Source organism: Sphaerisporangium album (genome assembly GCF_003323745.1).
Taxonomy (GTDB): Bacteria; Actinomycetota; Actinomycetes; order Streptosporangiales; family Streptosporangiaceae; genus Sphaerisporangium; species Sphaerisporangium album.
Genome location: NZ_QOIL01000008.1, coordinates 258969 through 284253 on the forward strand (window position 1 = coordinate 258969; position 25285 = coordinate 284253).

At 71.4% G+C, this 25285-nt stretch carries 26 protein-coding genes; 15 read left to right on the forward strand and 11 right to left on the reverse strand.

The window, feature by feature from the left end; genetic code table 11:
* The first annotated feature begins 119 nt into the window (after nt 1–119).
* Nucleotides 120–746, forward strand: a complete 627-nt coding sequence (locus DQ384_RS16545; protein ID WP_114029703.1) for a TetR/AcrR family transcriptional regulator — start codon at nt 120–122, stop codon at nt 744–746.
* A 64-nt stretch (nt 747–810) separates the two neighbouring features.
* Here DQ384_RS16545 and DQ384_RS16550 read toward each other — a convergent pair whose 3' ends face one another.
* Complete coding sequence (locus DQ384_RS16550) at nt 811–1278, reverse strand: MarR family winged helix-turn-helix transcriptional regulator (RefSeq protein WP_245966529.1); 468 nt, start codon at nt 1276–1278, stop codon at nt 811–813.
* A gap of 127 nt (nt 1279–1405) precedes the next feature.
* On the opposite strand from DQ384_RS16550, the gene DQ384_RS16555 reads away from it, so the two are divergent.
* Complete coding sequence (locus DQ384_RS16555; RefSeq protein WP_181871248.1) at nt 1406–2269, forward strand: alpha/beta fold hydrolase; 864 nt, start codon at nt 1406–1408, stop codon at nt 2267–2269.
* On the opposite strand, the gene DQ384_RS40450 is transcribed toward DQ384_RS16555, so the two are convergent.
* Nucleotides 2219–2518 (reverse strand): hypothetical protein, encoded by a 300-nt coding sequence (locus DQ384_RS40450; protein ID WP_147268802.1) that lies wholly within the window; start codon nt 2516–2518, stop codon nt 2219–2221. The genes DQ384_RS16555 and DQ384_RS40450 overlap by 51 nt on opposite strands.
* Nucleotides 2519–2679: 161 nt before the next feature.
* Between DQ384_RS40450 and DQ384_RS16560 the strand changes: the two genes are divergently transcribed.
* The gene (locus DQ384_RS16560) at nt 2680–3237 is read left to right on the forward strand and encodes a tetratricopeptide repeat protein (protein WP_245966530.1); all 558 of its coding nucleotides are present in this window, start codon (nt 2680–2682) and stop codon (nt 3235–3237) included.
* Between the two features lie 145 nt (nt 3238–3382).
* Here DQ384_RS16560 and DQ384_RS16565 read toward each other — a convergent pair whose 3' ends face one another.
* The 7 genes from DQ384_RS16565 to DQ384_RS16595 form a co-directional block, all read right to left on the reverse strand.
* Entirely contained in the window at nt 3383–4057 is a 675-nt protein-coding gene (locus DQ384_RS16565; RefSeq protein ID WP_147268803.1) for a hypothetical protein, read from the reverse strand.
* A 191-nt stretch (nt 4058–4248) separates the two neighbouring features.
* Complete coding sequence (gene clpB, locus DQ384_RS16570) at nt 4249–6846, reverse strand: ATP-dependent chaperone ClpB (RefSeq protein ID WP_114029706.1); 2598 nt, start codon at nt 6844–6846, stop codon at nt 4249–4251.
* A 103-nt stretch (nt 6847–6949) separates the two neighbouring features.
* A complete protein-coding gene (locus DQ384_RS16575; protein WP_114029707.1) occupies nt 6950–7297 on the reverse strand; it encodes a heat shock protein transcriptional repressor HspR in 348 nt (115 codons plus the stop codon).
* A gap of 20 nt (nt 7298–7317) precedes the next feature.
* Nucleotides 7318–8505, reverse strand: a complete 1188-nt coding sequence (gene dnaJ / locus DQ384_RS16580) for a molecular chaperone DnaJ (RefSeq protein WP_114029708.1) — start codon at nt 8503–8505, stop codon at nt 7318–7320.
* A gap of 35 nt (nt 8506–8540) precedes the next feature.
* A complete protein-coding gene (grpE, locus tag DQ384_RS16585) occupies nt 8541–9200 on the reverse strand; it encodes a nucleotide exchange factor GrpE (RefSeq protein ID WP_114029709.1) in 660 nt (219 codons plus the stop codon).
* Nucleotides 9197–11071, reverse strand: coding sequence for a molecular chaperone DnaK (gene dnaK, locus DQ384_RS16590; protein WP_114029710.1), 1875 nt, complete (start codon nt 11069–11071; stop codon nt 9197–9199). The genes grpE and dnaK overlap by 4 nt, the downstream gene beginning before the upstream one ends.
* Nucleotides 11072–11567: 496 nt before the next feature.
* Nucleotides 11568–12044 (reverse strand): hypothetical protein, encoded by a 477-nt coding sequence (locus DQ384_RS16595; RefSeq protein ID WP_245966531.1) that lies wholly within the window; start codon nt 12042–12044, stop codon nt 11568–11570.
* Nucleotides 12045–12203: 159 nt separating this feature from the next.
* Here DQ384_RS16595 and DQ384_RS16600 point away from each other — a divergent pair, with 159 nt between their 5' ends.
* Nucleotides 12204–13151 (forward strand): proline dehydrogenase family protein, encoded by a 948-nt coding sequence (locus DQ384_RS16600; RefSeq protein ID WP_245966532.1) that lies wholly within the window; start codon nt 12204–12206, stop codon nt 13149–13151.
* Here DQ384_RS16600 and DQ384_RS16605 read toward each other — a convergent pair.
* A complete protein-coding gene (locus tag DQ384_RS16605; RefSeq protein WP_245966533.1) occupies nt 13123–13572 on the reverse strand; it encodes a hypothetical protein in 450 nt (149 codons plus the stop codon). The two genes, DQ384_RS16600 and DQ384_RS16605, sit on opposite strands and share 29 nt — an antisense overlap.
* Nucleotides 13573–13737: 165 nt before the next feature.
* Here DQ384_RS16605 and proC point away from each other — a divergent pair, with 165 nt between their 5' ends.
* The gene (gene proC / locus DQ384_RS16610) at nt 13738–14532 is read left to right on the forward strand and encodes a pyrroline-5-carboxylate reductase (protein ID WP_114029711.1); all 795 of its coding nucleotides are present in this window, start codon (nt 13738–13740) and stop codon (nt 14530–14532) included.
* 101 nt (nt 14533–14633) lie between these two features.
* Here the strand turns inward: proC and DQ384_RS16615 are convergent, their stop codons facing one another.
* A complete protein-coding gene (locus DQ384_RS16615) occupies nt 14634–14852 on the reverse strand; it encodes an EF-hand domain-containing protein (RefSeq protein WP_114029712.1) in 219 nt (72 codons plus the stop codon).
* A 215-nt stretch (nt 14853–15067) separates the two neighbouring features.
* On the opposite strand from DQ384_RS16615, the gene DQ384_RS16620 reads away from it, so the two are divergent.
* The 10 genes from DQ384_RS16620 to DQ384_RS16665 all read left to right on the forward strand — a co-directional run bounded on the left by DQ384_RS16620 (nt 15068) and on the right by DQ384_RS16665 (nt 25198).
* Complete coding sequence (locus DQ384_RS16620) at nt 15068–16309, forward strand: MFS transporter (protein ID WP_245966534.1); 1242 nt, start codon at nt 15068–15070, stop codon at nt 16307–16309.
* A gap of 66 nt (nt 16310–16375) precedes the next feature.
* Complete coding sequence (locus DQ384_RS16625; protein WP_114029714.1) at nt 16376–17794, forward strand: efflux RND transporter periplasmic adaptor subunit; 1419 nt, start codon at nt 16376–16378, stop codon at nt 17792–17794.
* Nucleotides 17791–18510 carry an ABC transporter ATP-binding protein gene (locus DQ384_RS16630; RefSeq protein ID WP_114029715.1) on the forward strand — a complete coding sequence of 240 codons (720 nt, stop codon included), beginning with the start codon at nt 17791–17793 and terminating at the stop codon, nt 18508–18510. Before DQ384_RS16625 ends, DQ384_RS16630 begins: the two co-directional genes overlap by 4 nt.
* A complete protein-coding gene (locus DQ384_RS16635; RefSeq protein ID WP_114029716.1) occupies nt 18507–19691 on the forward strand; it encodes an ABC transporter permease in 1185 nt (394 codons plus the stop codon). Before DQ384_RS16630 ends, DQ384_RS16635 begins: the two co-directional genes overlap by 4 nt.
* Nucleotides 19692–20037: 346 nt before the next feature.
* A complete protein-coding gene (locus tag DQ384_RS16640) occupies nt 20038–21225 on the forward strand; it encodes an acetoin utilization protein AcuC (RefSeq protein WP_181871249.1) in 1188 nt (395 codons plus the stop codon).
* 86 nt (nt 21226–21311) lie between these two features.
* Nucleotides 21312–22118 carry a phosphatase gene (locus DQ384_RS16645; RefSeq protein WP_114029718.1) on the forward strand — a complete coding sequence of 269 codons (807 nt, stop codon included), beginning with the start codon at nt 21312–21314 and terminating at the stop codon, nt 22116–22118.
* A gap of 321 nt (nt 22119–22439) precedes the next feature.
* Entirely contained in the window at nt 22440–22643 is a 204-nt protein-coding gene (locus tag DQ384_RS16650) for a helix-turn-helix domain-containing protein (protein ID WP_114029719.1), read from the forward strand.
* A 362-nt stretch (nt 22644–23005) separates the two neighbouring features.
* Entirely contained in the window at nt 23006–23104 is a 99-nt protein-coding gene (locus tag DQ384_RS16655) for a 30S ribosomal protein bS22 (RefSeq protein WP_018654693.1), read from the forward strand.
* A 103-nt stretch (nt 23105–23207) separates the two neighbouring features.
* A complete protein-coding gene (locus DQ384_RS16660; protein WP_114029720.1) occupies nt 23208–24248 on the forward strand; it encodes an NAD-dependent epimerase/dehydratase family protein in 1041 nt (346 codons plus the stop codon).
* The gene (locus tag DQ384_RS16665) at nt 24245–25198 is read left to right on the forward strand and encodes a lysophospholipid acyltransferase family protein (protein WP_181871250.1); all 954 of its coding nucleotides are present in this window, start codon (nt 24245–24247) and stop codon (nt 25196–25198) included. The genes DQ384_RS16660 and DQ384_RS16665 overlap by 4 nt, the downstream gene beginning before the upstream one ends.
* Nucleotides 25199–25285 lie beyond the last annotated feature (87 nt).

The window sequence follows — 25285 nt, forward strand, 5'->3', positions numbered from 1 at the left end:
CGGCGCGAAGAGTGCAAGATGAACGTGTGCCCGGCTTCTCTACTGACCAATGTGACGGCGAACAGGTCCCCCTGCGCCGCAAACCCGCGCAACGTCGTAGCGCCCGCCGGGTCGAGCGAATGTTGGACGCCTGCGCCGAACTGCTCGACGAGGCCGGCTACGACGCCCTGTCCACGACGCGCATCGCGGCCCGCGCCGATGTCGCGATCGGCTCGGTCTACCAGTTCTTCCCCGACAAACGGGCGATCACCCAGGCGCTGACCCAGCGCAACGTCGAGATGTTCATCTCCCGGGTCGGCCGCCGGTTCATGGTGGACGAATACCCCGACTGGTGGCACGCGGTGGACGCCATCATCGAGGAGTACGTCGACATGCACAGGACCGTTCCAGGCTTTGGGGCCCTCCGCTTCGGTGACGCGGTCGATCTCAACCTGCTCGACTCGGTCTCGGAGAACAACACGGTCATCGCCGGGCGGTTGCGCGGCCTCCTGCTCCAGGAGTTCGGCATGGCCGACAGCGAGGATCTCGACCTGACCCTCACGGTCGCGGTCGAGGCGGGGGGCGCGGTGCTGGCGCTCGCCTTCCGGCGCGACCCCAACGGGTACGCGCCGTTGATCGCGGAGGCCAAGCGGTTGATCCGCGAGTACCTGTCAAGCCAGCTGCGCGCCCAGCGGGACGCCCGCGAGCGCGTCCACGACCGTGCCGCGACGGTCGCGCGTCGAGGGGCCGCCGACCGGGTCGGATGACCTTCGGGTCGCGGTCGGCCGGCCCGGCATTTCGGAGCGGGTGACCCCGCGCTTCGCGGTCGGGTCACCGGGGCGGGCGCATGCGGGCGAGAGCCTCCGGCGTGAGGTGCCGAGCGAGGGCTTCGAGCAGCTCGACGACCCGCGCGACCTGCTCGGTGTCCCGCGTGCCGAGGGCCGCCGCGAGGGCGTTCTCGATCGGGCTGGACGCGATCTGGGCCGCCCTCGCGGAGATCTCTGGCGACTGCCGGACGAGCATGCGGCGGCGGTCTTTGGGATCGGTCGTGGTCTCGACCACGCCGGCGGTGCGAAGCCGCGCGACCGCCTCGGACACGCGGCTTTGCGGCAGGCCGGTGCGCGCCGCTATCTCGCCCACGGAGCTGTCCGGATGTTCCGCGATGTCGAGGCGGACGATGATCACCGTGCGGACGCTGGTCGCGTACTCTCCGACGCCCTCGGTGGGGATCGCGTCTTCGCCGATCTTCATCAACGTGCGCCCGAGCAGGAACAACTCGACTCCGTTCACGAGACTCACGATACATCCTCCTGGATGCATACTTGTGGATGCATCCAGGAGGATGTATCTTTGGGAATGCATCCGGACGGATGCGTCGGCGTCCCAGGGGGGCGCGGTGGGTAGGCACCGCGGGGGAGGAAGATCGATGAGCACCATGAGAAGCGATGTGCTGGCCGTTCCCGGCGCCCGCATCTACTACGAGGTCCAGGGTTCGGGTCCGCTGCTGCTCGTGCTCCAGGGGGGCGAGGGCGACGCCGAGCGTACGAAGGGCCTGGTGGGGCGGCTCGTTGGCGAACACACCGTCGTGACGTACGACCGGCGCGGCCTGTCCAGAAGCTCGCCCGACGATCCGGACGCGCCGCTGACCGTCGAGACGCATGCCGACGACGTCCACCGCCTCCTGGCCGCGTTGACCTCCGAGCCCGCGCTGCTGCTCGGCTCCAGTTATGGCGGGCTCGTCGGCCTCGTCCTGGCCGCGCGCCATCCCGGCCAGGTCCGCACGCTCGTCGCGCACGAGCCGCCCGCCCTGTCCCTGCTGCCCGAGGCCGCGCGGGCCGGCGCGGACGCCACCTTCGGCGAGCTGGAGAAGACCTACCGCGAGGAGGGGTGGGCGGCGGCGTTCAAGATGCTGGCGGAGGTCACCGGCGCCGGGTTCGCCGACCGCGAGCCCGACGTCGAGCTTCCCGCGCCGCTGTCCAAACAGCGCATCGCCAACATGCACTTCTTCTTCACCCACGACATCCCCGCGGCCCGGCACTGCGAACTGGACGTTCCCGCCATCGCGGCCCTCAAGGGCACCGCGACCCGCGTGGTCCCGGCCGCGGGCGGTACGACCGCGCCGGGCTTCTTCGACCACCTCTGCGCCACCGAACTGGCCCGTCTCCTCGGCACCGAGGTCGCGACCTTCCCCGGAGGCCACAACGGCCTGACGTCGCACCCCAGGGCCTTCGCCGCCCGCCTAAGGGAGGTGCTCGCCATCCGGGGAGTCCGAAGACCCGGACGACCCTGAGGATCCCGACCGGCTCGGGGGTGCCGATGGAGAGCCCAAGGACGTGTTCTCCCCGGGCGCGCAGGACTCCGAGAGGCGCTGGACGGTCTGCTGGGACGCCTGGACCTCCACGCGCAGGCGGGCCAGTTCGGCGCGCTGGCGGTCGGCGGTCTCCAGCCGTGCCGTCGTGTAGCCCAGGGTCCCGGGGACGACGGCGGCGAACACGGCGGCGCAGGCAAGGGCGAAGGTCGTCTGCCAGGACATGTCCATCGCAGCTCCTTCGAACGGCGTGTGTGACGTTCCAGGCATGGCCGATATGCCCGCTTGTCCTGGGGGACACGCGGAGCGTAGTCAAACGTGTGCGAATCGGGGCCGAACCAATGCCCGCGGTTGTCCACACACAGTGGAGCGGCGCTCGGTAATCTCGTCCTGTGGCACATGTGACACGTGAGCAGCTTGATCGTCTGCTGGAGCAGGCGCTCCTCGACGACGACCACGGAGCCCTGGCCGGGCGCCTCGATGACCTGGCGCGCGGCTACCGATCCGGTGACGTGTCCCGTGCCGCGATCCTCGTGCTGGCCGCGGAGGAATGGCGGCAGGCGGGGCAGCCGGCCAGGGCCCTCGAATGCTTCCAGCGGGCGCTGGAGGACGGCGGCGAGGTGAGCGTCGACCCCCGGGCCGGCATCGCCGACACCCTGTTCGAGCTCGACCGTCCGGACGAGGCGCGCGAGCTGGTCGAGTCGATCAAGGCGGACGGCCGCGTCGACCCGATGACGGCCCTGCACGTCGCCGAGACGCTCCTGGCCTACGGTGACCTCACCGCGGCGCACGAGTGGGCGACGGACGGCGTCCTCGCCGGCGACGGGTGCGGTCCGCGGGAGGCGACCCTCCGCACCCGGGACGCGCTCCTGCGCACCCGGTACCGCATTCGCGTCGACCTCGGCCTACCCGAGGACGACCTCGACGCCCTCCTCGACGTCCCCTGCTGACCCCTTCGACGCTCTGTGCCCGGTACGCGGGACGAGGTCCGAGGCCCGTTCGCAGAGACGGCCCGTGACCCCCTTCGCGGTGTCACGGGCCGTACCTCCCACGGGATCGGCAAGCCGGTCGTCAGCGGACGCGGGCAGCCGGTCGTCAGCGGACGCGCAGGCCACCCTTGACCGACCCGACGGCGGGCAGGGGCGTGGTCCCCGCGTCGACGGCGGCCTCGCCGGGCTTGACGACGCCCTCGGCCTCGGCGGGCTTGGGCAGGCCTTCGACCTCGGCGGTCACCTGCGGCTGAACGGGCGGAACCGGCTGAACAGGCTGAAGGGGAAGGCCGGGGCCGTCGGGCACGTCCGATGCCGCCAGGCCGGCCGCCACGGATCCATTCTGGTAGGGGGAGGCCGTGGGGCCGCTCCCGCGGTGAACGGTGACGGGCAGGCGCAGGCTGAGGTCGGAGACGGACAGGCCGCGCGGGAGTGTGCGGAGACCGGTGTCGTGGGCGACCGCGGGGAGGTCGGCCAGGCCGATCACCGCGGTCGTGCCCGACAGCAGACGCGGCGACCGCCCGATCTGCTCGATGCCGACGACCAGGTCGCCTTCGGGCGTGCGCTTCGCGAGGCGCGGCGGCTGAAGCGCGGTGACGGCCTCGGCCGTATCGGTGGCGACCGTCTCCGGTCCGCAGTACACGGTGGTCGGCGAGGTGAGAGGCGTGAGGGTGCCATCCCCGCACGGTACGGCGGCCGTCGCGCTCCCCGCCCCCGCGCATCCGGCCCCGGCGGCCACGGCCAGAGCCACTACGCTCTTGATCGCGAATGAAGTACGCATGAACGCTCCCTTGACTACCTGTGGTACTCGGTCGAGCACCGAAGGTATCCAGCCGGAGTTTCGCCGAGTGGTTCGTTGACCCAACCCTGGAGATTCCCTTACCGGGCCGCCCGGCTCCGGCCGCGCGAAAAGAGCCCCCGCTGGGAATCCGGCGAGGGCTCGGTTCACACGGGCGCGAGCCCGTCAGCGCGTCACGAGGGCGTGCTCGCGGTGCTCGCCGACTCGACGGTGAGGGTGTCGTGGTCGGCGTCCAGGTCGACGGTGACGGTGTCGCCGTCGTGGACGAGGCCGGCGAGCAGGTTCTTGGCCAGCTTGTCGCCGATGGCGGACTGCACGAGGCGCCGCAGCGGGCGGGCGCCGTACAGCGGGTCGTAGCCGGTGAGCGCCAGCCAGTCGCGGGCCTCGGGCGTCACGGACAGCGTCAGACGCCGGTCCGCCAGCCGCCGTGCCAGCCTCGACACCTGGAGGTCGACGATCTGCGCCAGCTCCTCGGAGCCGAGCGCGTCGAACAGGATCACGTCGTCGAGCCGGTTCAGGAACTCCGGCTTGAACGACGACCTGACCGCCTGCATGACCTTGTCCCGCCTGGTCTGCCCGTCCAGCGTGAGGTCGACGAGGTACTGCGACCCGATGTTGGACGTGAGGATCAGGATGGTGTTGCGGAAGTCGACCGTGCGGCCCTGGCCATCGGTGAGCCGGCCGTCGTCCAGCACCTGGAGCAGGATGTCGAAGACCTCGGGGTGGGCCTTCTCGATCTCGTCCAGCAGCACGACGGTGTACGGCCTGCGGCGGACCGCCTCGGTGAGCTGGCCGCCCTCCTCGTAGCCGACGTACCCGGGCGGGGCGCCGACGAGCCGGGCGACGCTGTGCTTCTCGCCGTACTCGCTCATGTCGATGCGGGTCATGGCGCGCTCGTCGTCGAACAGGAACTCGGCGAGGGCCTTCGCCAGCTCGGTCTTGCCGACGCCGGTCGGGCCGAGGAACAGGAACGAGCCGGTCGGCCGGTCGGGGTCGGAGACGCCCGCCCGCGCGCGGCGTACGGCGTCGGACACGGCCTGGACGGCCTCGCGCTGCCCGACGAGCCTGCGGCCGAGCTCTTCCTCCATGCGGAGCAGCTTGGCGGTCTCGCCCTCCAGCAGGCGCCCGGCGGGGATGCCCGTCCAGGAGGAGATGACCTGGGCGATGTCGTCGGCCCCGACCTCCTCCTTGACCATCGGATCCTCGGGCTGGGCCTGGGCGGTGGCCTCTTCGAGCTCCTTCTCCAGGCGCGGCACGTCGCCGTACATCAGCCGGGACGCGGCCTCGAAGTCGCCGTCGCGCTGGGCGCGCTCGGCCGCCGAGCGGGTCTCGTCCAGGCGCTGCTTCAGCTCGCCGACCCGGTTCAGGCCGGACTTCTCCTTCTGCCAGCGGACGACGAGCGCGTCCAGGTCCTCCTGGCGGTCGCCCAGCTCCTTGTGGAGCCGCTCCAGGCGCTGGACGCTGGCCTCGTCGGTCTCCTTGGCGAGCGCGAGCTCCTCCATCTTGAGGCGGTCGACGGCCCGCTGGAGCTCGTCGATCTCGACGGGCCGGGAGTCGATCTCCATGCGCAGGCGGCTCGCGGCCTCGTCGACCAGGTCGATGGCCTTGTCGGGCAGGAAGCGGGCGGTGATGTAACGGTCGGAGAGGGTGGCCGCTGCGACGAGGGCGCCGTCGGAGATCTGCACCTTGTGGTGGGCCTCGTACCGGCCCTTGAGCCCGCGCAGGATCGCGATCGTGTCCTCGACGGTGGGCTCGCCGACGTAGATCTGCTGGAAGCGCCGCTCCAGGGCGGGGTCCTTCTCGATGCGCTCGCGGTACTCGTCCAGGGTGGTCGCGCCGATCATGCGCAGCTCGCCCCGGGCCAGCATGGGCTTGAGCATGTTGCCGGCGTCCATCGCGCCCTCGGCCGCGCCCGCGCCGACCATCGTGTGCAGCTCGTCGATGAAGGTGACGACCTGGCCGTCGCTCTCTTTGATCTCGTTCAGGACGGCCTTGAGCCGCTCCTCGAACTCGCCGCGGAACTTGGCGCCCGCGACCATCGCGCCGAGGTCGAGCGAGACCAGGCGCTTGCCGCGCAGGCTCTCGGGGACGTCTCCGGCGACGATGCGCTGGGCCAGCCCGTCGACCACGGCGGTCTTGCCGACGCCGGGCTCGCCGATCAGCACGGGGTTGTTCTTGGTGCGGCGGCTGAGCACCTGGACGACGCGGCGGATCTCGTTGTCGCGGCCGATGACCGGGTCGAGACGCCCGGCCCGCGCGAGCTCGGTGAGGTCGACGCCGTACTTATCCAGGGCCCGGTAGGTGTCCTCCGGGCTCTCGCTGGTGACGCGGGCGTGGCCGCGGACCTTCTCGAACGCGTCCAGCAGCGCCCTGTCGTTGGCGCCCTGCGCCTTGAGCAGGTCGGCGACGCGCCCGCCGTCGGCGGCGAGGCCGACCAGGAGGTGCTCGGTGGAGACGTACTCGTCCTCGAGCTGCTTGGCCCGCGCGGCGGCGGTGTTCAGGACGACCAGGAGCTGCCGCGAGGACGAGGGGGCGCTGACCGTGGCGCCCTGGGCCTTGGGAAGCTGCTCGAGCTGCTGTTCGGCCTCGGCGCGCAGCTTCTTCCAGTCGGCGCCGACCGCCTCCAGCAGGTGGACCGCGGTGCCGTCCGTCTGGGTGAGCAGGCTGGTGAACAAATGTGCCGGCCCGACCTCGGGATGGCCTTCCGCAGCGGCACGGCGGACGGCCCCCGACAGGGCGTCCTGGCTCTTTCGCGTCAGTTTGTAGTCCACGCTCGATCTCGCCTTTCCTCGCATGGCGGCGTCGCCACACGTTCCCCTGAATACGGCCCCTGAACGTGCCCCGGGCGCCGGCGTGAGCCCCCGTCCACGGGGTCTAAGCGGGCGGTAGCTGGTACTGGATCAGCGCGCGGATCATCGCCACCTCGCCCCTGAGCCGGCTGAGCTCCTCGCGCATGCGCAGGTTCTCGGTCTCCAGGGCCAATATGCGCTTGATGCCCGCCAGGTTGATGCCCTCCTCCTGGGAGAGCCGCTGGACCTCGCGCAGCATCACGATGTCGCGCGTGGAGTAGAGCCTGCCCCGGCCGGCCGTACGGCCTGGGCTGACCAGGCCGAGACGGTCGTACTGCCGGAGGGTCTGCGGGTGCAGCCCGGAAAGCTGGGCGGCGACCGAGATGACGTACACCGGGGTGTCGTCGGACAGGTCGAAGTAGTTGGCGTCCATCGGCGTCGCCTCCTCTCGGGCTACTCGCTACTGGCCTGTTTGAGCAGGTCGGCGCGGGGGTCTGCTCCGTCGGACACCGAACGGAACTCCTCCAGCGCGGACCTCTCCTTGTCGTCGAGCGCCTGCGGGACCGTGACCTCCACGGTGACCAGCAGATCACCCTTGCTGCCGTCCTTGCGGGTGACACCCCGGCCGCGCACGCGGAACGTGCGGCCGTTGGGCGTGCCCTCGGGGATGCGCAGCGTGACGGGCTGGCCGTGGAGCGTCGGCACCCGGATCTCGGCGCCGAGGGCCGCCTCGGTGAACGTCACCGGGACCGTGATGGTCAGGTTGTCGCCCGAGCGGCCGAAGATCGCGTGTGGTTTGACGTGGATGGCGACGTACAGGTCGCCCGACGGGCCGCCGTTCTCGCCGGGCGCGCCCTTGGCCTTGAGCCGGATGCGCTGGCCGTCGGCCACGCCCGCGGGGATGCGCGCCTGGAGCGTGCGCGTGCTCTTGCCGCGCCCGCTGCCCTCGCACACCGGGCAGGGATCGTCGATGAGCAGCCCGCGGCCCTTGCAGTCGCGGCACGGCTCGGAGAAGGCGAAGTTGCCGAGATTGCGGCTGGCCGCGCCGGTGCCCTCGCAGGTCGGGCAGACCCGGGGGGTCGTGCCGGTCTTGGCGCCCGTGCCGCTGCACGCGGGGCAGGCCGAGGAACTGGTCAGCCGGAGCGCGACCGTGGTGCCCTCGACCGCCTCGGAGAACGTCATGGTGACCTCGGACTCGATGTCCTGCCCCCGGCGGGGACGGGACGTCGTGGCGGAGGTGCGCCCGCCGCGGTTGAACAGACCGCCGAACAGGTCGCCGATGCGCTCGCCCGCGCCGCCGCCACCGCCCTGCGCGGTGCCCCCGAAGAGGTCGCCGAACTCGAACGGGAACCCGCCACCGCCGCCGCGGGGGGCGCCGCCCCCCGCGTACCCGCCGAGACCCGATCCGAACAGCGTGCGCGCCTCGTCGTACTCTTTGCGGCGCTTGGTGTCGGACAGGACGTCGTACGCCTCCGAGACCTGCTTGAACTTCGCCTCGGTCTCGGTGCTGCCCTGGTTGGCGTCGGGGTGGTACTTGCGCGCCAGCCTGCGGTACGCCTTCTTGATCTCGTCGGCGGTGGCGGTCTTCGACACACCAAGGACCGCGTAGTAGTCCTTCTCCAGGTAGTCCTTGGTGCTCATCTAACTCTTCCTTCGTGGGCCAAAAGGATAGTCGTTCAATTGTCCTCGGGGTCGGCCGCGGCCTCGCCCGCCTCGCCCGTCGTGGCCGCATCGGACGCACCGCCCGCCGGCTCCTCGGGCTCGGCGACCGCGACCCTGGCCGGGCGCAGGACGCGCTCGCCGAGGCGGTAGCCGGGCTGGAGGATCTCGACGGCGGTCGGCTCGCTGACGGCGGCCGAGTAGCTGTGGATCAGAGCCTCGTGCACGGTGGGGTCGAACGGGTCGCCCTTGGTGCCGTAGGTGGTCAGGCCGAGCTTGCCGACCGCCGCCTCCAGCGCCTCGCTGACCTTGGCGAAGCCGCCGGTCAGCTCGCCGTGGTCACGAGCCCTTCCGATGTCGTCGAGCACCGGGAGCAGCTCGGTCAGCACGTTGGCGACCGCCTGCTCGCGGACCGTCACCCGGTCGCGCTCGACGCGCTTGCGGTAGTTCGAGTACTCGGCCTGGAGCCGCTGGAGGTCGGCCGTGCGCTCGGCGAGCTGTGTCGCGAGCTCGGCGGCCAGGCCCTCGTCCGGCTTGGCCTCGGCCGGGGCGGCGGGGGACGACCGGTCGGCCGTCTTCCCCGCCCCCTCACGCACCTCCCCGGTCTTCGGATCGATGCGCCGGTTGTCGCGGATCACCAAGCCCTCGTGCTCGCTCCCAGAGTTCGGGGACGTCACGCGGCACCGCCCTCCCGCTTCGGCTTCGGCTCGTCGTCGACGATCTCGGCCTCGACGACGTCGTCGTCGGACTTCGTGCCGGGCGCGCCGGTGGCGGCGTCGGCGGGAGCTTCGGCCGCGCCCTGGGACTGGGCGTAGATGGCCGAGCCCATCTTCTGGCTGACGGTGGCGAGCTTCTCGGCCGCCGCGCGGATCGCGGCGGAGTCGGTGCCCTCCAGCGTCTTCTTCAGCTCCGCCAGCGACTCCTCGACCTCGGTCTTGACCTCGGTCGGGATCTTCTCGTCGTTCTCGCGGAGGAACTTCTCCGTCTGGTAGGCGAGCGCGTCGGCGTTGTTGCGCGTCTCGGCCTCGTCGCGGCGCTTCTTGTCCTCTTCGGCGTAGGAGTCGGCCTCGCGCATCATGCGCTCGATGTCCTCCTTCGGCAGCGCGGAGCCGCCGGTGATGGTCATCGACTGCTCCTTGCCGGTGCCGAGGTCCTTGGCGCCGACGTTGACGATGCCGTTGGCGTCGATGTCGAAGGTGACCTCGATCTGCGGGATGCCGCGCGGCGCCGGGGCGATGCCGGTCAGCTCGAAGGTGGCCAGCTTCTTGTTGTAGGCGGCGATCTCACGCTCGCCCTGGAAGACCTGGATCTGCACGGACGGCTGGTTGTCCTCGGCGGTGGTGAAGACCTCCGACCGCTTGGTCGGGATCGTGGTGTTCCGCTCGATGATCTTGGTGAAGATGCCGCCCTTGGTCTCGATGCCCAGGCTCAGCGGGGTGACGTCCAGAAGGAGGACGTCCTTGACCTCGCCCTTGAGCACGCCCGCCTGGAGCGCGGCGCCGATCGCCACGACCTCGTCGGGGTTGACGCCCTTGTTGGGCTCCTTGCCGCCGGTCAGCTCCTTGACGAGCTCGCTCACGGCCGGCATGCGGGTGGAGCCGCCGACCAGCACGACGTGGGCGATGTCGGACACCTTGATGCCGGCGTCCTTGATGACCTGGTGGAACGGGCCCTTGCAGCGCTCGAGCAGGTCGGAGGTGATGCGCTGGAACTCCGAGCGGGTCAGCTTCTCCTCAAGGTGGAGCGGACCCTCGGCGGAGGCGGTGATGTAGGGCAGGTTGACCGAGGTCTCGGTCTGCGCCGACAGCTCGATCTTCGCCTTCTCGGCGGCCTCGCGCAGGCGCTGGAGCGCCATCTTGTCCTTGGACAGGTCGACGCCGTGGGCGTTCTTGAAGCGGGTCACCAGCTCGTCGACGACGCGCTGGTCCCAGTCGTCGCCGCCCAGGTGGTTGTCACCGCTGGTGGCCTTGACCTCGACGAAGCCGTGGCCGTCCTCCTGGCCGACGTCGAGCAGCGAGACGTCGAACGTGCCGCCGCCGAGGTCGAAGACCAGGATGGTCTGGTCCTTCTCCTTGTCGAGACCGTAGGCCAGAGCGGCCGAGGTGGGCTCGTTGATGATGCGCAGGACGTTGAGGCCCGCGATCTGGCCGGCCTCCTTGGTGGCCTGGCGCTGCGCGTCGTTGAAGTACGCCGGGACGGTGATCACGGCGTCCGCGATCTTCTCGCCCAGGTAGGCCTCGGCGTCCGTCTTGAGCTTCTGCAGCACGAACGCGCTGATCTGCTGGGGAGAGAACTTCTTGCCGTCGATCTCGACGGACCAGTTCGTGCCCATCTCCCGCTTGACCGAGCGGATGGTCCGGTCGACGTTGGTGACGGCCTGCCGCTTGGCGACCTCGCCGACGAGCACCTCGCCGTTCTTGGCGAAGGCCACGACGGACGGCGTGGTCCGCGAGCCCTGCGCGTTGGCGATGACCGTGGGCTCACCGCCCTCGAGAATCGAGACGACGGAGTTGGTCGTCCCCAGGTCGATACCTACCGCACGTGCCATGAGTACGTCCTTGTAGTCAAAGTTGAGTCTGAGTGACTCAATCATGGGTCTCGCTCTTCGCTTTGTCAAGCGAGTTGAGTCTACCGCGCTCAACCCTACGCGGGGCGTCCGTATTCCGCGTACTCAGGGGGGCGTCGGAGGGTAAGGCGGACAGGCCCTGAGCTGGGATCATGCCCGGACGGTGCGGCGCCGCCGGGGGTTCGGAGGCCGGCCGCGCGCGACCGTCCGGCGAGGGCGGCGGGGGCGAGCGCCGTGACGTGGGGGAGCCTGCCGGAGGTAACACAGCAGGGAACGGGCGGGACGACCGGCCGGTTCCCCGGACGTCCGCCCAGGCGGGCTGCCCGGGTCAGGAACACGGCCTGGTCAGGAGCGGCCCGCTAGGGAGTGCGGCGCGGTCAGGAGTGCGGCGCGGTCAGGAGTGCGGCGCGGTCAGGAGTGCGGCGCGGTCAGGAGTGCGGCGCGGTCAGGGAGCGGCCCGCTCGGGAGCGCGGCGCGGTCATGAGCGCGCACCGTCCACGATCTTGCGCTTACCGAGGGGGGACTTCAGCTTGACCGTGGTGGTCTTCTGCAGCGCGATCTCGATGCAGGCGACGTCGCGCGCGTTCGCCGCGGTGCCCTCGTAGAGGGTGATCGTCACGCGCTTGGACGTCTCCCGCACCTTCACGTGGTCGAGCACGGTGCAGGGTTCGACCCCCGACCACCAGATGACCTTGATCTTGCGTCCGTCCCTGGTGGGCTTCGCCTTCTCCCACCGGACCTTGTGCGTGTTGATCGTGTGGCCCTTCGGCCTCGTGGGCGACGGGCCTGTCGCCGGGGCCGTGGGCGAGGAGGTGCCGCCCGTCGCCACGATGGTCGACGTCACGGCGTGGTCGGGGTTCGGGCTCATGGCAGTGGCACGCGGAACATCGTTCGGAACATTGCCGCATCCCACGGTCAGCAGCAGGGATCCGGCCGCCAGAGTCGCCGTCATCATCCGCATATCCCTATGACGTACCCGATCTCGCCCCGGTTCGGACCTGTGGCGGCAAGGTCAAACCGCAACATGGTCGTCCGGGCTCCCAAGATCGGCGCCCCGGCCGCCGTAAGGTGGGAAGATCTCGCCCCGCGAACCGTCCCGCCAGGAAGGGTGCCAATGGTGTTGCGTCGCGTTCTGCTGGCCGCTTCGAGCAACGACCGTGTGGAGAGCATGGTCCGCACGTCGGGGATCGCCCGGCGCGTCATGAGCCGCTATGTCGCGGGCACGGGCGTGGAGGACGCCGCCTCCGCCGCCGCGGCCCTCACCGCCGACGGCTACCTCGTGACGCTCGACCACCTCGGCGAGGAGGCGCGAGGTCCGGCCCAGGCCGCCCGCGCGGCCGACACCGCCGTGGCCCTCCTGGACGCCCTAGACCGGCGCGGGGCCGCCAAGGGCGCCGACCTGTCGGTCCGGCTCTCGGTGCTCGGCCTGCACGTGGACGAGGGGCTCGCGCGGGACTGCGCCGCGCGCGTCTGCGCGGCCGCGGGCGAGCTTGGGGCCACCGTGACCGTCGACACCGAGAACGCCGCCCTGGCCGACCGCGCGCTGCGCGTCCACGCCTGCCTGGTGGAGGACCACCCCTCGACCGGCGCCGCAGTCCAGGCCGCGCTGCGCGGAGCCGAGCACCACTGCCGGGCGCTCGCCGCCGCGCGCGTACGGCTGTGCGCGGGCACCCCGGGCGGGCCGGCGTCGGTCTCCTACGGGCGGCCCGCCGACGTCGACAGGTCGTACGTCCGCTGCCTGAAGGTGCTGATGGAGGGCGGCGGCTACCCCATGGTGGCCACGCACGACCGGCGGCTGATCGAGGTGGCGTCGGCGCTCGCCGTGCTGAACGAGCGCGAGCCCGGGTCGTTCGAGTACCAGATGTGGCACGGCGTGCGCCCGCCCGCGCTGGAACGGCAGGCCGCCCACGGCGCGCGCGTGCGCGTCCGCGTCCCGTACGGGCCGGGCTGGTACGGGCACCTGGCCCGCCACTTCGCCGGGCGCACGGGCAACCTCGCCGACCTGGTCCGCTCCATGGCCGGTCGTCGGGAGGTCACCCGGGGAACTGGTAGTCGGCGGTGATGCGGCCGTCCTCCCCGACGACCAGAATCTCCAGGCCGCCGCCCAGCGCCTCGCCGCCGCCCGCGGGCACCATCTCCCAGTGGAGCTTCACGACGTCGCGCAGCGCCACGGCGGGCGCGCCCAGCCGGAAGACGTACTGCCCGGGGGCGACGAACTCCTCGTAGGCCCGGGTCACCCGGAGCTCCAGGGCCTCGTACCCGTGGGCCTCCAGGGTGGGGGCGCCGAAGCCCAGCTCGGCGGCGGCCTCGCGGAGTTCCTGCGGCGGGTGCAGGATGTGGACGCCGTCCTCGGCCCAGAGCGCCTGGACGGCCTTGCGGCGCAGCTCGGCGTCCGGCTCGTTCCAGAGGGCGACGTAGCGGGCGGCCAGGTCCTGGGCATGGGTGTCGGTCACCGTCTTGTTGATCACCGTCTTGTTGAGCACTGTGTCTCCTCGCTCGTCTGTTCGCTTTACCCCCAAACCTTGCGAGAAGGGGTGCGGGGCGACAATTCCCCACAGGGAATGGCGCGGGCGTGCGCGGTCGCGCCCGGACCACCCCGGAGTCGGTAGGCTGCGAGGGTTTCCGGACGTTACGCGAGGTGCCTTGAGATGATCGCGATTCTCGGTACGGGCAAGATGGGCGAGGCCCTGCTGTCCGGGCTGCTGCGCGCGGGTGTCGAGCCGGGCGAGATCATCGCCACGGCCCGCCGCGAGGAGCGCGCCGCCGCCCTTCGCGAGCGCCACGGCGTGCGGGTCGTGCCCAACAGCGAGGCCGCCAAGATCGCCGACACGCTCATCCTCGCGGTCAAGCCGCAGGACATGGGCGCCCTGCTGAACGAGATCGCCTCCCACGTCCCCGCGGGCAAGCTGGTCATCACGGTCGCGGCGGGCATCACGACGTCCTTCGTCGAGGCGCGGCTGGGCGACGAGGTCCCGGTCGTGCGGGTCATGTCGAACACCCCGGTGCTGGTGGACGAGGCCATGAGCGTCATCTCCGCCGGGGCGCACGCCTCCGAGATCCACCTGGAGCAGACCGAGAACCTGCTCAGGCCGGTCGGCAAGGTGCTGCGTATCCCGGAGTCCCAGCAGGACGCCGCGACCGCGCTCTCAGGCAGCGGCCCGGCGTACTTCTTCTACCTGGTCGAGGCCATGGTCGACGCCGGAATCCTGCTGGGCATGCCGCGGGCGGCCGCGCTCGACATGGTGACCCAGTCGATCGTCGGCGCGGCGATCATGCTGCGCGACTCGGGCGAGCACCCGGTGATCCTCCGCGAGGCGGTCACCTCGCCGGGCGGGACGACGATCTCGGCCATCGCCGAGCTGGAGCGGCACAGCGTCCGGGCGGCCTTCCTGGCCGCCATCGAGGCCGCGCGCGACCGCAGCCGCCAGCTCGCCTCGGGCTGACGGCCGGGGAGGCCCTTCGGGACCGCCGAGCGGCCGCTCTCGGCCGCAGGGCGTCAGGTCTGGGCCCGAAGCGCGTCGAACTCAGTCGCGGGGCGTCGGGCTCAGCCGAAGGGCGTCAGGCGGACGAACTCCTCGAACGAGATCCGCCCGTCGCCGTCCGCGTCACCGGCCTGGTCGAGCGCGCCGATCGCCTCGGCCGGCAGGTTCGGGAAGTGCTCGCTGAACTCGGCGTGGGTGATGTAGCCGTCGCCGTCGACGTCGATCTCCGCGAAGCACCGCCTGAGCGCGGCCCATCGCTCGTCCGTGGGTTCTGCCGTCAAGGAGATCCGCCTCCCGGCGCGAGAAGGTACCTGATACGGCGAACACCCTAGTTCCCGACATTCCGCCGATGTACCTACGGGTGGTCACCAATGCCGTCGAACCGGGTCCCCTGCTAAACCGTTAGGAAACCTTGCTATTAAAGTGCCATCATGTCCGTCGCGCGGGAACGGGCGTATATGGGGGCATTGCGATGGAGTGCGCTGAAGCGGCAGAGGTGTCCGAAACGGCGCCGAAGCCCGAGGACGAGCGGAGCGGCGGGCCCGCCGTCTGGACGCGGGACTTCCGGCTGTTCTTCACCGCCCGGTCGGTCTCGACGCTCGGCACCGGGATGGTGCCGGTCGCGATGTCCCTCGGCGTGATCCAGGCCGGATACGGCGCCACCGGGGCCGGTCTCACGATGGCGGCGTCCATCGTCCCCCTGGCCCTGTTCATCCTGTTCGGCGGCGTGTTCGCCGACCGGTTCACCCCGCGCCGCATGATGGTCGGCGCCGACGCCGTCCGCGTTCTCACCCAGACGGTCACGGCCACCCTGTTCCTCACGGGCACCCCCACGCTGTGGCACCTCATGGTGATCTCCGCCGTCAACGGCACCGCCGCGGCGATGTTCCAGCCGGGGCTGGCGAGCCTGATCCCGCAGATCGCCACCGACGTGCAGCGCGCCGTGGCCACCCAGCGCACCTCCGAGTCCTTCATGCTCCTGCTCGGCCCGTCGGTCGCCGGCTTCCTCGTCGCGTACGCCGACGTCGGCGTGGTGTTCCTGATCGACGCCGCCGGGTTCGCCGTGAGCGCCGCCTGCCTGGCGCTGCTGCGGCTGCGCGGCGTCCCCCGGGCCGCCCAGGAGGGGTCGATCTGGGTGAACCTCAAGGTGGGATGGCGGGAGTTCCGCTCGCGCACGTGGATGTGGGGCGTGATCGTCATCTGGGCGGTCATGGGCATCGCCGTCTTCGGCCCGGTCTTCCCGCTCGGCGCCGTGATCATCAACGACGCCTACCAAGCCACCGGGTACGGGTTCGTCACCTCGGCGTTCGGCGCGGGGACGATCCTCGGCGGCCTGGTCGCCATGCGTGTCAGGCCGCAGCGGCCGCTCGCCGCCGGAGCGCTGGCGATGTTCTTCTTCGCGCTGGAGCCGCTGTCGATCACCCTCGTGCTGCCGTTGCCGCTCATGGCGGCCCTGCACCTCGTCGCGGGCGCCGGGTCGGCGTTCTGGGGCGTCATGTGGATGACCAGCGTGCAGACGCAGGTCGCGCCGGGGGTGCTGAACCGCGTCCACGCCTACGAGGTCGCCGGGTCGGTCATCGCCGTGCCGATCGGCCAGTCCCTCGCCGGCCCGGTCGCCTCGCTTGCGGGGGCCAGGGAGGTGCTGGCGGTCTCGTCGATCGTCTCGGTCATGGGGTGCGTCCTGCTGCTGTCGGTCCCCGCGATCCGCCGCCTGCGCCGCGTCGCGGCCACGCCCTGACGATGTCCGTACTTCCCTGGGGTACCAGGCGGAGGGGCGGGTGATCGCCCTCTTACGATGGGCCGCGTGACGATTCGTCGCGGTATCCCCCCGCTTCTGCTCGGGCTCACGGTGTTGCTCATCGCGGCCTGCTCTCCCGACGAGGCGCCCAAGGTGCAGATCGGGGAGGCCACCCGCGCCCCGGTCAGCGAGGTCGTCGAGGCCCCCGCCACGGTCGGCGCCCGCGCCACGGCGACCCTGCGCTCCCCGGCCGCGGGGACGGTGGCCAAGCTGTACGTCCAGGACGGCGACACGGTGACCAAGGGGCAGCTCCTGGTCAGGATCAGCTCGCCGCAGGCCAAGGACCAGCTCGCCCAGGCACGCCAGGCAGAGCGGCAGGCGTCCAAGCCCGTGTCCATGGGCGGCGTCGCGGCGCCGGGCGTCCGCCTGGCCGCTCCCAACGTCACCGCGTCCCTGGATCGCAAGGTCGCCCGCGGGTTCGCCAGGGCGCGGGCCGCCGCGAAGAAGATCGAGGACGCGCGGGTCCGCGCGCAGCTCGTGACCGCGATCGACGCCGCCGAGACCCAGCACCGCGCGCAGAGTGCCGCGCTGAACCAGATCACGCGTAACCTCACCCGCTCGGTGAACCTGGCGCTGTCGCAGGTCAGCGGGCAGATCGGGGCGGGGCTCGGCGGGCTGGCCACGTCCATGTCCTCACTTCGGGCGGCCTCGAAGGCGCAGGCGAAGGCGGCGGCGAAGGCCGCGAAGGCGACCGTGGACGGGCTCGTGGTCAAGGCGCCGTTCGGCGGCGTCGTCACGCTGGGCGGGCCGCCGGGCGGCGGCTCGGCGAACCTCGGCGCGCTGCTCGGGCAGCTCCCCCCGGGCCTCGCCGGGCAGGCGGGCGCTGCGGCGGGCGGGTCCGGCGGCGGTGGCGCGGCGTCCTCCGCGTCCGGGGGCACGATCGCCACCGGCGTCCCGGTCTCGGCGGGCGACGCCCTGGTCACCGTCACCGACGTCTCCAAGCTCTCCCTGTCGGCCGACGTGGACGAGACCGACGTGCTGCTCGTCGGCCCCGGCGTCAAGGCCGAGGTCGAGCTCGACGCCGTCTCCGGGGCCACCTACCAGGCCAGGGTCACCGGCGTCGGCGTCACCCCGAAGGAGGGCACGACCGGCGGCGTCAGCTATCCCGTGCGGCTCGCGCTCGGCGTGGGAACGTACGACGGCGGGGGAGCGGCGCCCGCGCCCAAGCCCGGCATGAGCGCGGTCGTCAGGCTCACCGTGCGCGACTCGCCCGACGCGGTGGCCGTCCCCGCCTCCAGCGTGGTCACCAGCGGCCGGGAGACCGTCCTGTGGGTGGTGCGCGGCGACGGCACCGCCGAGCGCCGCGTGGTCAAGCTGGGGGCCCAGGGCGACGCCGTGGTCGAGGTGGCGCACGGCATCTCGGTCGGCGAGCGCGTCGTCGTCAAGGGCGCCGACACCGTCCGCGCCGGCCAGCCGCTCTCATGATCTTCGAAGAGGCCGGCGTCCCCGCGTTCGAGGCCGTGAACCTGACCCGCTCCTACCGGCTGGAAGGGGTGTCGGTGGACGCGCTGCGCGGCGTCAGCCTGCGCATCCACCACGGCGAGTCCGTCGCGATCGTCGGGCCCTCCGGGTCGGGCAAGTCAACGCTCATGCATTTGCTCGGCTGCCTCGACCGGCCGACCTCCGGCACGCTGCGCGTCGACGGCGCCGACGTCTCCACACTCGACGACGCCGGGCTCGCCGAGCTGCGCAACAAGGCCATCGGCTTCGTCTTCCAGTCCTTCCACCTGCTCGGCCGCACCTCCGCGCTGGACAACGTGGCGCTGCCGCTGGTCTACCGGGGCGTCGGACGGGCCGAGCGGCGCGAGCGCGCCCGCAGGGCCCTGGAGGCGGTCGGGCTCGCGCACCGCCTGGACCACCGGCCGTCCCAGATGTCCGGCGGCGAGCAGCAGCGGGTCGCCATCGCGCGGGCCCTGGTCGGCGACCCCAAGGTCGTGCTCGCGGACGAGCCGACCGGCAACCTGGACTCCCGCAACGGCCAGGAGGTGATGGGCATCCTCGCCGACCTCAACACCGCCCGCGGCGTCGCCGTCGTCCTCGTCACACACGAGCGGGAGGTCGCCGAGGCGGCCCGCCGTCAGATCCACGTCCGCGACGGCCTCATCGAGCGGGACACCGTCTCGGGGACGGGCCCGCGGTGAGGACCGCCGAGGCGTCCCGGATGGCGCTGGAGGCCCTGCGTGTCAACCGGCTGCGCAGCGCGCTCACGATGTTCGGCGTCGTGATCGGCGTGTCGGCCGTGGTCATCCTCGTCGCGATCGGCACCGGCGCCAAGGAGGCCATCGAGGGGGAGATCGCGGGGCTGGGCAGCAACATCATCCTGGTCGTCCCCGGTCAGGTCGGGCTCGGCGCGGCACCCACGCAGAGCCGCCTGGACCTGAACGACGTCGCGTACGTCCGCCGCGTCGTCGGCGATCCGGCGAAGGTGACGGTCGCCGTCAACTCCGGCGAGTCCGTACGGGTGGGACGTACCGAGGTGTTCGCCACGATCACCGGCACCGACGAGTACATGCCCAACATCTTCGAACGGCCGCTGCGCCGGGGCCGGTACCTCAGCGGCACCGACGTGGACACGCGGCGCAGGGTGGCCGTCCTCGGGGCGGAGGTCGGGGAGAAGCTCTTCGGGGACGTCGACCCGATCGGCCGCCAGGTGACGATCGCGGGCGTGCGGTTCCGCGTCATCGGCCTGTACGAGTCCGTCGGCGCGACGTTCGGCGTGGCCAGGGACCAGGAGGTGCACATCCCGGTCACCACGGCCCAGCGGCTCATCGGCCTGTCGCGGATCAACGGCATCGCGGTCGGCGCCTCCGGCCCGGACGAGATCGAGCCGCTGCGGCAGCGCGTCGTCGACGGGCTGAGCGGGCGCTACCCCGGCGAGCGGTTCAGCGCCGTCACCCAGACGCAGTTGCTCGGCACGATCGGCAGCGTCCTCGGCATGCTCACCGGCGTGCTGGCGGCCATCGCGGGCATCTCGCTGCTCGTCGGCGGGGTCGGCGTCTCGAACATCATGCTGGTCAGCGTGCGCGAGCGCACCCGCGAGATCGGGCTGCGCAAGGCGCTCGGCGCGCGCGGGCGCGACGTGCTGGGGCAGTTCCTGATCGAGGCCGTGCTGCTCACCACGATCGGCGGGGTGATCGGCATCCTGCTCGGCGTGGGCGGCTCCCTGCTGATCCAGGCGCTGTCGCCGGTGCCGGCCGCGATCACGTGGTGGTCGATCGCGCTGGCCTTCGGGGTGTCGGCCGGGGTCGGCGTCTTCTTCGGCGTGGCGCCGGCGCGCAGGGCCGCCCGCCTGGACCCGGTGATCGCCCTGCGCGCGGAGTGACGGGCAGCGAGTCCCCGCTCCTGGAGTGACCTCCGTCCATACCCCAGGGTGACCGCCGTCCGCCCGTGACCTGGACGACGGCTGCCCGCCCGTACCCGGGAGCGACCGCTGTCGGCGCTCATACCCCGGAGCGACCGCTGCCTGCCCGTACAGGCCCCCTACGGCGCCGCCGGACGCCCCTTCGGCCGTGGCCGTCGCCGGAAGCCGGTAAGCGGTGCGGTACGGTCGGTTTCATGAGCGTGCGCGGCGAGCCGGTGACCTCGCGCCCCTCGTGTGACCGTTCGTCCGGCTTCCCAGGGCGCCCCCCGGCGGGCCCGGAGACCCGAGGGCCCCGAGGGCATGGCCGATGCGTCATGGGCGAGGTGAACGCGTGAGCCGTTCGGTTCAGGTGATCTGGGACGACGAGCTGATCTCCTACGACTTCGGCCCCGGGCACCCGCTCGCCCCCATCCGCGTCGAGCTGACCATGGCGCTCGCCCGCGACCTCGGGGTGCTCGACAAGGTGCGCGTCGCGGGGTGCGCCCCGGCGACCGACGACGAGCTCGCCCTGGTGCACACGCGCGACTACATCGACGCCGTCAAACGCGTGTCCGTCTTCGGCGCGCCCGACGTCTTCCACGGGCTCGGCACCCCGGACAACCCCGCTTTCGCCGGCGTGCACGAGGCGTCCGCGCTGGTCGCGGGGGCCACGCTGGCCGCCGCCCGCGCGGTGTGGACGGGCGAGGCCGAGCACGCGCTGAACGTCGCCGGTGGCCTGCACCACGCGATGCCGGGCCTGGCCAGCGGCTTCTGCGTGTACAACGACCCGGCGCTGGGCATCGCCTGGATGCTCGCGCAGGGGGCGCGGCGCGTCGCGTACGTGGACGTGGACGTCCACCACGGCGACGGCGTCCAGTCGATGTTCTACGACGACCCGCGCGTGCTGACGATCAGCCTGCACGAGAACCCGCAGACCCTGTTCCCCGGCACCGGCTTCCCCGGCGAGACCGGCGCCGAGGGCACCGCGGTCAACGTCGCCCTGCCGGCCGGATGCGGGGACGCCGGGTGGCTGCGCGCCTTCCAGGCCGTGGTCCCGCCGCTGCTGCGCGAGTTCCAGCCGGAGGTGCTGGTCACCCAGCACGGCTGCGACAGCCACGCCCTGGACCCGCTGGCGCACCTCATGCTGAGCCTGGACGGCCAGCGCCGGGCGTACGCCGCGCTGCACGCGCTGGCGCACGAGACCGCGGGCGGCCGGTGGCTGGCCACGGGCGGCGGCGGGTACGAGCTGGTCCGGGTGGTGCCGCGGGCGTGGACGCACCTGATCGCCGAGGCGGCGGGCGCGCCGATCGACCCGGCCACCGAGACGCCGCCGAGCTGGCGCGCGTTCGTCAGCGAACGCACGGGAGAGGTGCCCCCGCTCACCATGACCGACGGACGGAACCCGGAATTTCAGGATCTGTCGCGAGGTTACGACCCGGGTGACTCCATAGACCGGGCGATCATGGCGACGCGGAAGGCGATCTTCCCTTTTCACGGGCTGGACCCCCAGCCCTGATCCCGCACGGCGAGGTGGCCGCCCGTGCGTGGCGTTGTGAAGGTCGCGCGAGGGTCGCACGACCTGCCGAGTGGACGGAGTGAACGATGGAGACCGCGACCCCTCCTTCGCGGGAAGAGCTGCGCGAGCATCTCGTCCGGACGAGGATCGCCGGCGACGTGGCGACCAGCCGGGAGAACAACCTTGACCACTATCGTTCCCTCGCCGTACGCGACCCCCACTACATGTTCGGCCTCAGCATGGAGGGCGACTGGACCTTCCGGGACATCCTCGCGCTGATGGCCAAGTCCGCGGGCGTCGTCCCCGACCCGGGGTTCCGCACGGGCCAGGACACGATCGACCCGGACCGCACCATCGACGCCCTGGACGCCATGGGCGACCGGATCGCCGCCGCGCTGAAGCGCGAGAACCCTCGCATCCTCATCGCGACCGGCCACCCGACCGGCCTGCTCACCACCCACCTCGCCCTCGCGCGCCTCGCCCGGCGGCACGGCGCGCGGCTGCTCACCCCGGGCGAGACGCGGGCGTTCACCCACGGCGGCCTGGGCCGCAGGCGCCGCATCCGGTACCTGGACGATGTGGCGATGCTGGACGACGGCGGCGCCCTCGTCCACACCCACGACCCCGCCCCGATGCAGGCGATGCTGGCCGAGCTGGACGAGGCCGGGGAGGAGCGGCCGGACCTGGTGATCGCCGACCACGGCTGGGCGGGCGCGGCCGGGGAGGCGGGCATCGAGACCGTCGGGTTCGCCGACAGCAACGACCCCGGGCTCTTCGTCGGAGAGGCCGAGGGGAAGATCTCGGTGACCGTCCCCCTTGACGACAACGTGTTGCCGCGCCATTACGGTCCGATGACCGACTACTTGGTCTCAAGGGTCACGAGTGGCATGTGAGGCGCCTGTCGCGTAATCCGGTCGTGCCCTAACGTCCGTTTCCAACGTGCCATCTGAGCTCGGCATCGACCGTTTGCCAACTTTTTTCTGATCCCGGGTGGCTCTAATGAGACGTGGTCAGACCGTTCGCAAGATCGGGAACAGGGCTCGGCCTGGCTGCTGGCCAGCGACTTTTCCCATTCTGGTGGCAGGCGTCTCCTCTGACTGGTGGAATAGGGGGTTTGCGCGATCCGAGGCGCGCTCTACGCTGACAGCAGTACACGTGCGTGAGCAATGGCACCAGTGGGGATAACCCGGAAACACGTGCGGAAGAGGCGTCCGATGGCTGCAGGCGAAAGACCTCTCAGCGAGGTGAAGTTCCTGACGGTGGCAGAGGTTGCCACCGTCATGCGGGTGTCCAAGATGACGGTGTACCGGCTCGTGCACTCGGGGGAGTTACCGGCCATCCGGGTCGGGCGATCCTTCAGGGTGCCCGAGCAGGCGGTGCACGACTACCTGAGGGATGCGTTCATCGAAGCGGGTTGAACTGACCAGTAGCGACATCGGCGGTTATTGGCCGGCAACCGTTAGATAACGAGCGCATCAGGTTGCCAGGGGGCGAACACCCCAACCGGAGCGTGGCGGGCGGCTCGCCGCCCGCATCGTGGCCGGTCGCGGGCGTCCCCTGGAGTGGTACGCGGGATCCCCCCAGGGAGCGCCGTTCCCCCCAGGGAGCGAGCGACCGCGAATCGCCGGTAGGCTGTTGAGTCGGTGTGCTTCATGGCGAAGCACCGATCCGGGTTGCGGGCGTGCCGTGAGAGCGGCGTGTCCCCATGACTCCGGGCGGTGCGTCACTCGCCGGACGGCACTCGCTGATTTGACAAAACCTACCTTCACCTGGGGGTCCCGTGGGCTCTGTGATCAAGAAGCGTCGTAAGCGCATGGCGAAGAAGAAGCACCGCAAGCTTCTCAAGAAGACCCGCATCCAGCGGCGTAACAAGAAGTAGCAGCGCGGACCGACGACGCGGAGCGGCGGGCCGGGTGCGACGAGGCGCCCGGCGAGCACCCGAGCAGAGCGGTACCCACAGCACGTGATCCTGCGAGGCGCCGATGACCCACACAGTGCTCGTCACGGGGGTCTCCCGGCACATCGGCGCGCGCGTGGCGAGCGCCCTCGCAGCCGATCCGGAGATCGACCGGGTCATTGGTGTGGACACCGTGCCGCCGCCATCGCTCACGCGGGGCGGCGGCGGCCCCGCGCTCGGCCGCACCGAGTTCGTCCGCGTCGATCTGCGCAGCCCTGACATCGCGCGCGTGATCGCCGCGGCCGACGTCGACTCCGTCGTCCACATGAGCCTCGTCAGCGCTCCTTCGAAGACCACCGGCCGGTCCTCGATGAAGGAGCACAACGTCATCGGCACCATGCAGTTGCTCGGGGCGTGCCAGCGGTCCGCCACGGTACGCCGCGTGGTGGTCCGGTCCACGACGGCGGTGTACGGCTCCTCGTCGCACGACCCGGCGGTCTTCACCGAGGACGCCGAGCCGGTCGAGGTCCCCGTCTCCGGGTACGCCAAGGACGCCTCGGAGGTCGAGGCGTACGTCCGCGGCTTCGCCCGGCGGCGCCCCGACATCACGGTCTCGACGCTGCGCTTCGCCAACTTCATGGGCCCGGGGGTGGACTCGCCGCTGACGCGGTATTTCACCCAGCCCGTCGTCCCGACCGTCTTCGGTTTCGACCCGCGCCTGCAGTTCGTCCACGAGGACGACGGGGTCGAGGTCCTGCGCCGCATGGCCGTCGAGGACCACCCCGGCACGTACAACGTCGCCGGGGAGGGCGTCATGCTCCTGTCGCAGTGCGTGCGCAGAAGCGGCCGGCCCACCGTCCCCGTCCCGTCCCCCGCCTTCCGCGTCCTCGGCGAGCTCGCCCGGCGCGCCGGGCGCGTCGACTTCTCTCCCGAGCAGCTCGCCCTGATGAGCTACGGGCGCGCCGTCGACAGCGACAAGATCGTCGCCGAGCTCGAATGGCGGCCGAAGTTCACCACCGCGACCGCGTTCGCGGATTTCCTCCACTCGCGTGGCCTGTTTGGCGGCACGCCACTCCCTGTGATCGACTGGTTGGGAACAGTGCTCGGTGGGGGCGGGAAACAGTGAAGCAGACAGACGCATTCTCAGACTTTCACGACGAAGAGGGCGAGACCGCGCGGGTCATCCCGATCACGTCCGCGCGGCGCGGCACGGAGGACGGCGCGCCCAAGAACGTCGAGGACCGTCTCACCGAGTTCCTGGACTTCCTGCGCAGGCGCCTCGCCGGCGAGTACGAGGTCGACGAGTTCGGCTTCGACCCCGAGCTCAACGACAAGGTGCTCCTGGAGCTGATCCGCCCCCTGTACCGGCACTGGTTTCGCGTCCAGACCATCGGCCTCGCGAACGTCCCAGACGAGGCCGGGGCCCTGGTCGTCGCCAACCACTCCGGCACGATCCCCGTCGACGCCCTCATGCTCCAGGTCGCGCTGCACGACGAGCACCCCGCCCACCGGCCGCTCCGGCTGCTCGGCGCCGACCTCGTCTACCAGCTCCCCGTCCTCGCCCATCTGTCCCGCAAGTCCGGCCACACCCTCGCCTGCCCCGAGGACGCCGACCGGCTGATGCGCAAGGGCGAACTCGTCGGCGTCTTCCCCGAGGGCTTCAAAGGCGTCGGCAAGCCGTTCTCCGAGCGGTACAAGCTACAGCGCTTCGGCAGGGGCGGTTTCGTGGCCTCCGCGATCCGCGCCGGCGTGCCCATCATCCCGTGCGCGATCGTCGGCGCCGAGGAGATCTATCCCAAGATCGGCGACCTGCGCTCCCTCGCCCGCCTGTTCGGCCTCCCGTACCTCCCCATCACCCCGCTCTTCCCCTGGCTCGGCCCCCTGGGCCTCGTCCCCCTGCCGTCCAAGTGGATGATCGAGTTCGGCGAACCGATCCGCACCGACACGTTGGACCCCGAAGAGGCCGACGACCCCATGCTCGTCTTCAACCTCACCGACCAGGTCCGCGAGCTGATCCAGCAACAACTCAACCGCCTCCGCCTCCAACGCGGCCACGCCTTCCCCCCGTTCTTCTGACCGCCCGCCCTCGGTCCCGCGCCGCACTCCCGCCTGGTCGGGCTCTACCGCTGATCATCCATGTGATGCCGACCGCGGTGGTGATCG

What these genes read in the sequence shown, in the direction of transcription:
- DQ384_RS16545 (WP_114029703.1), top strand. Translation starts at nt 120, where the DNA reads ATGTTGGACGCCTGCGCCGAACTGCTCGACGAGGCCGGCTACGACGCC.
- DQ384_RS16555 (WP_181871248.1), top strand. Translation starts at nt 1,406, where the DNA reads ATGAGCACCATGAGAAGCGATGTGCTGGCCGTTCCCGGCGCCCGCATC.
- DQ384_RS40450 (WP_147268802.1), bottom strand. Translation starts at nt 2,518, where the DNA reads ATGGACATGTCCTGGCAGACGACCTTCGCCCTTGCCTGCGCCGCCGTG.
- DQ384_RS16565 (WP_147268803.1), bottom strand. Translation starts at nt 4,057, where the DNA reads ATGCGTACTTCATTCGCGATCAAGAGCGTAGTGGCTCTGGCCGTGGCC.
- DQ384_RS16575 (WP_114029707.1), bottom strand. Translation starts at nt 7,297, where the DNA reads ATGGACGCCAACTACTTCGACCTGTCCGACGACACCCCGGTGTACGTC.
- dnaJ (WP_114029708.1), bottom strand. Translation starts at nt 8,505, where the DNA reads ATGAGCACCAAGGACTACCTGGAGAAGGACTACTACGCGGTCCTTGGT.
- dnaK (WP_114029710.1), bottom strand. Translation starts at nt 11,071, where the DNA reads ATGGCACGTGCGGTAGGTATCGACCTGGGGACGACCAACTCCGTCGTC.
- DQ384_RS16595 (WP_245966531.1), bottom strand. Translation starts at nt 12,044, where the DNA reads ATGATGACGGCGACTCTGGCGGCCGGATCCCTGCTGCTGACCGTGGGA.
- DQ384_RS16600 (WP_245966532.1), top strand. Translation starts at nt 12,204, where the DNA reads ATGGTGTTGCGTCGCGTTCTGCTGGCCGCTTCGAGCAACGACCGTGTG.
- proC (WP_114029711.1), top strand. Translation starts at nt 13,738, where the DNA reads ATGATCGCGATTCTCGGTACGGGCAAGATGGGCGAGGCCCTGCTGTCC.
- DQ384_RS16630 (WP_114029715.1), top strand. Translation starts at nt 17,791, where the DNA reads ATGATCTTCGAAGAGGCCGGCGTCCCCGCGTTCGAGGCCGTGAACCTG.
- DQ384_RS16640 (WP_181871249.1), top strand. Translation starts at nt 20,038, where the DNA reads ATGCGTCATGGGCGAGGTGAACGCGTGAGCCGTTCGGTTCAGGTGATC.
- DQ384_RS16645 (WP_114029718.1), top strand. Translation starts at nt 21,312, where the DNA reads ATGGAGACCGCGACCCCTCCTTCGCGGGAAGAGCTGCGCGAGCATCTC.
- DQ384_RS16650 (WP_114029719.1), top strand. Translation starts at nt 22,440, where the DNA reads ATGGCTGCAGGCGAAAGACCTCTCAGCGAGGTGAAGTTCCTGACGGTG.
- DQ384_RS16660 (WP_114029720.1), top strand. Translation starts at nt 23,208, where the DNA reads ATGACCCACACAGTGCTCGTCACGGGGGTCTCCCGGCACATCGGCGCG.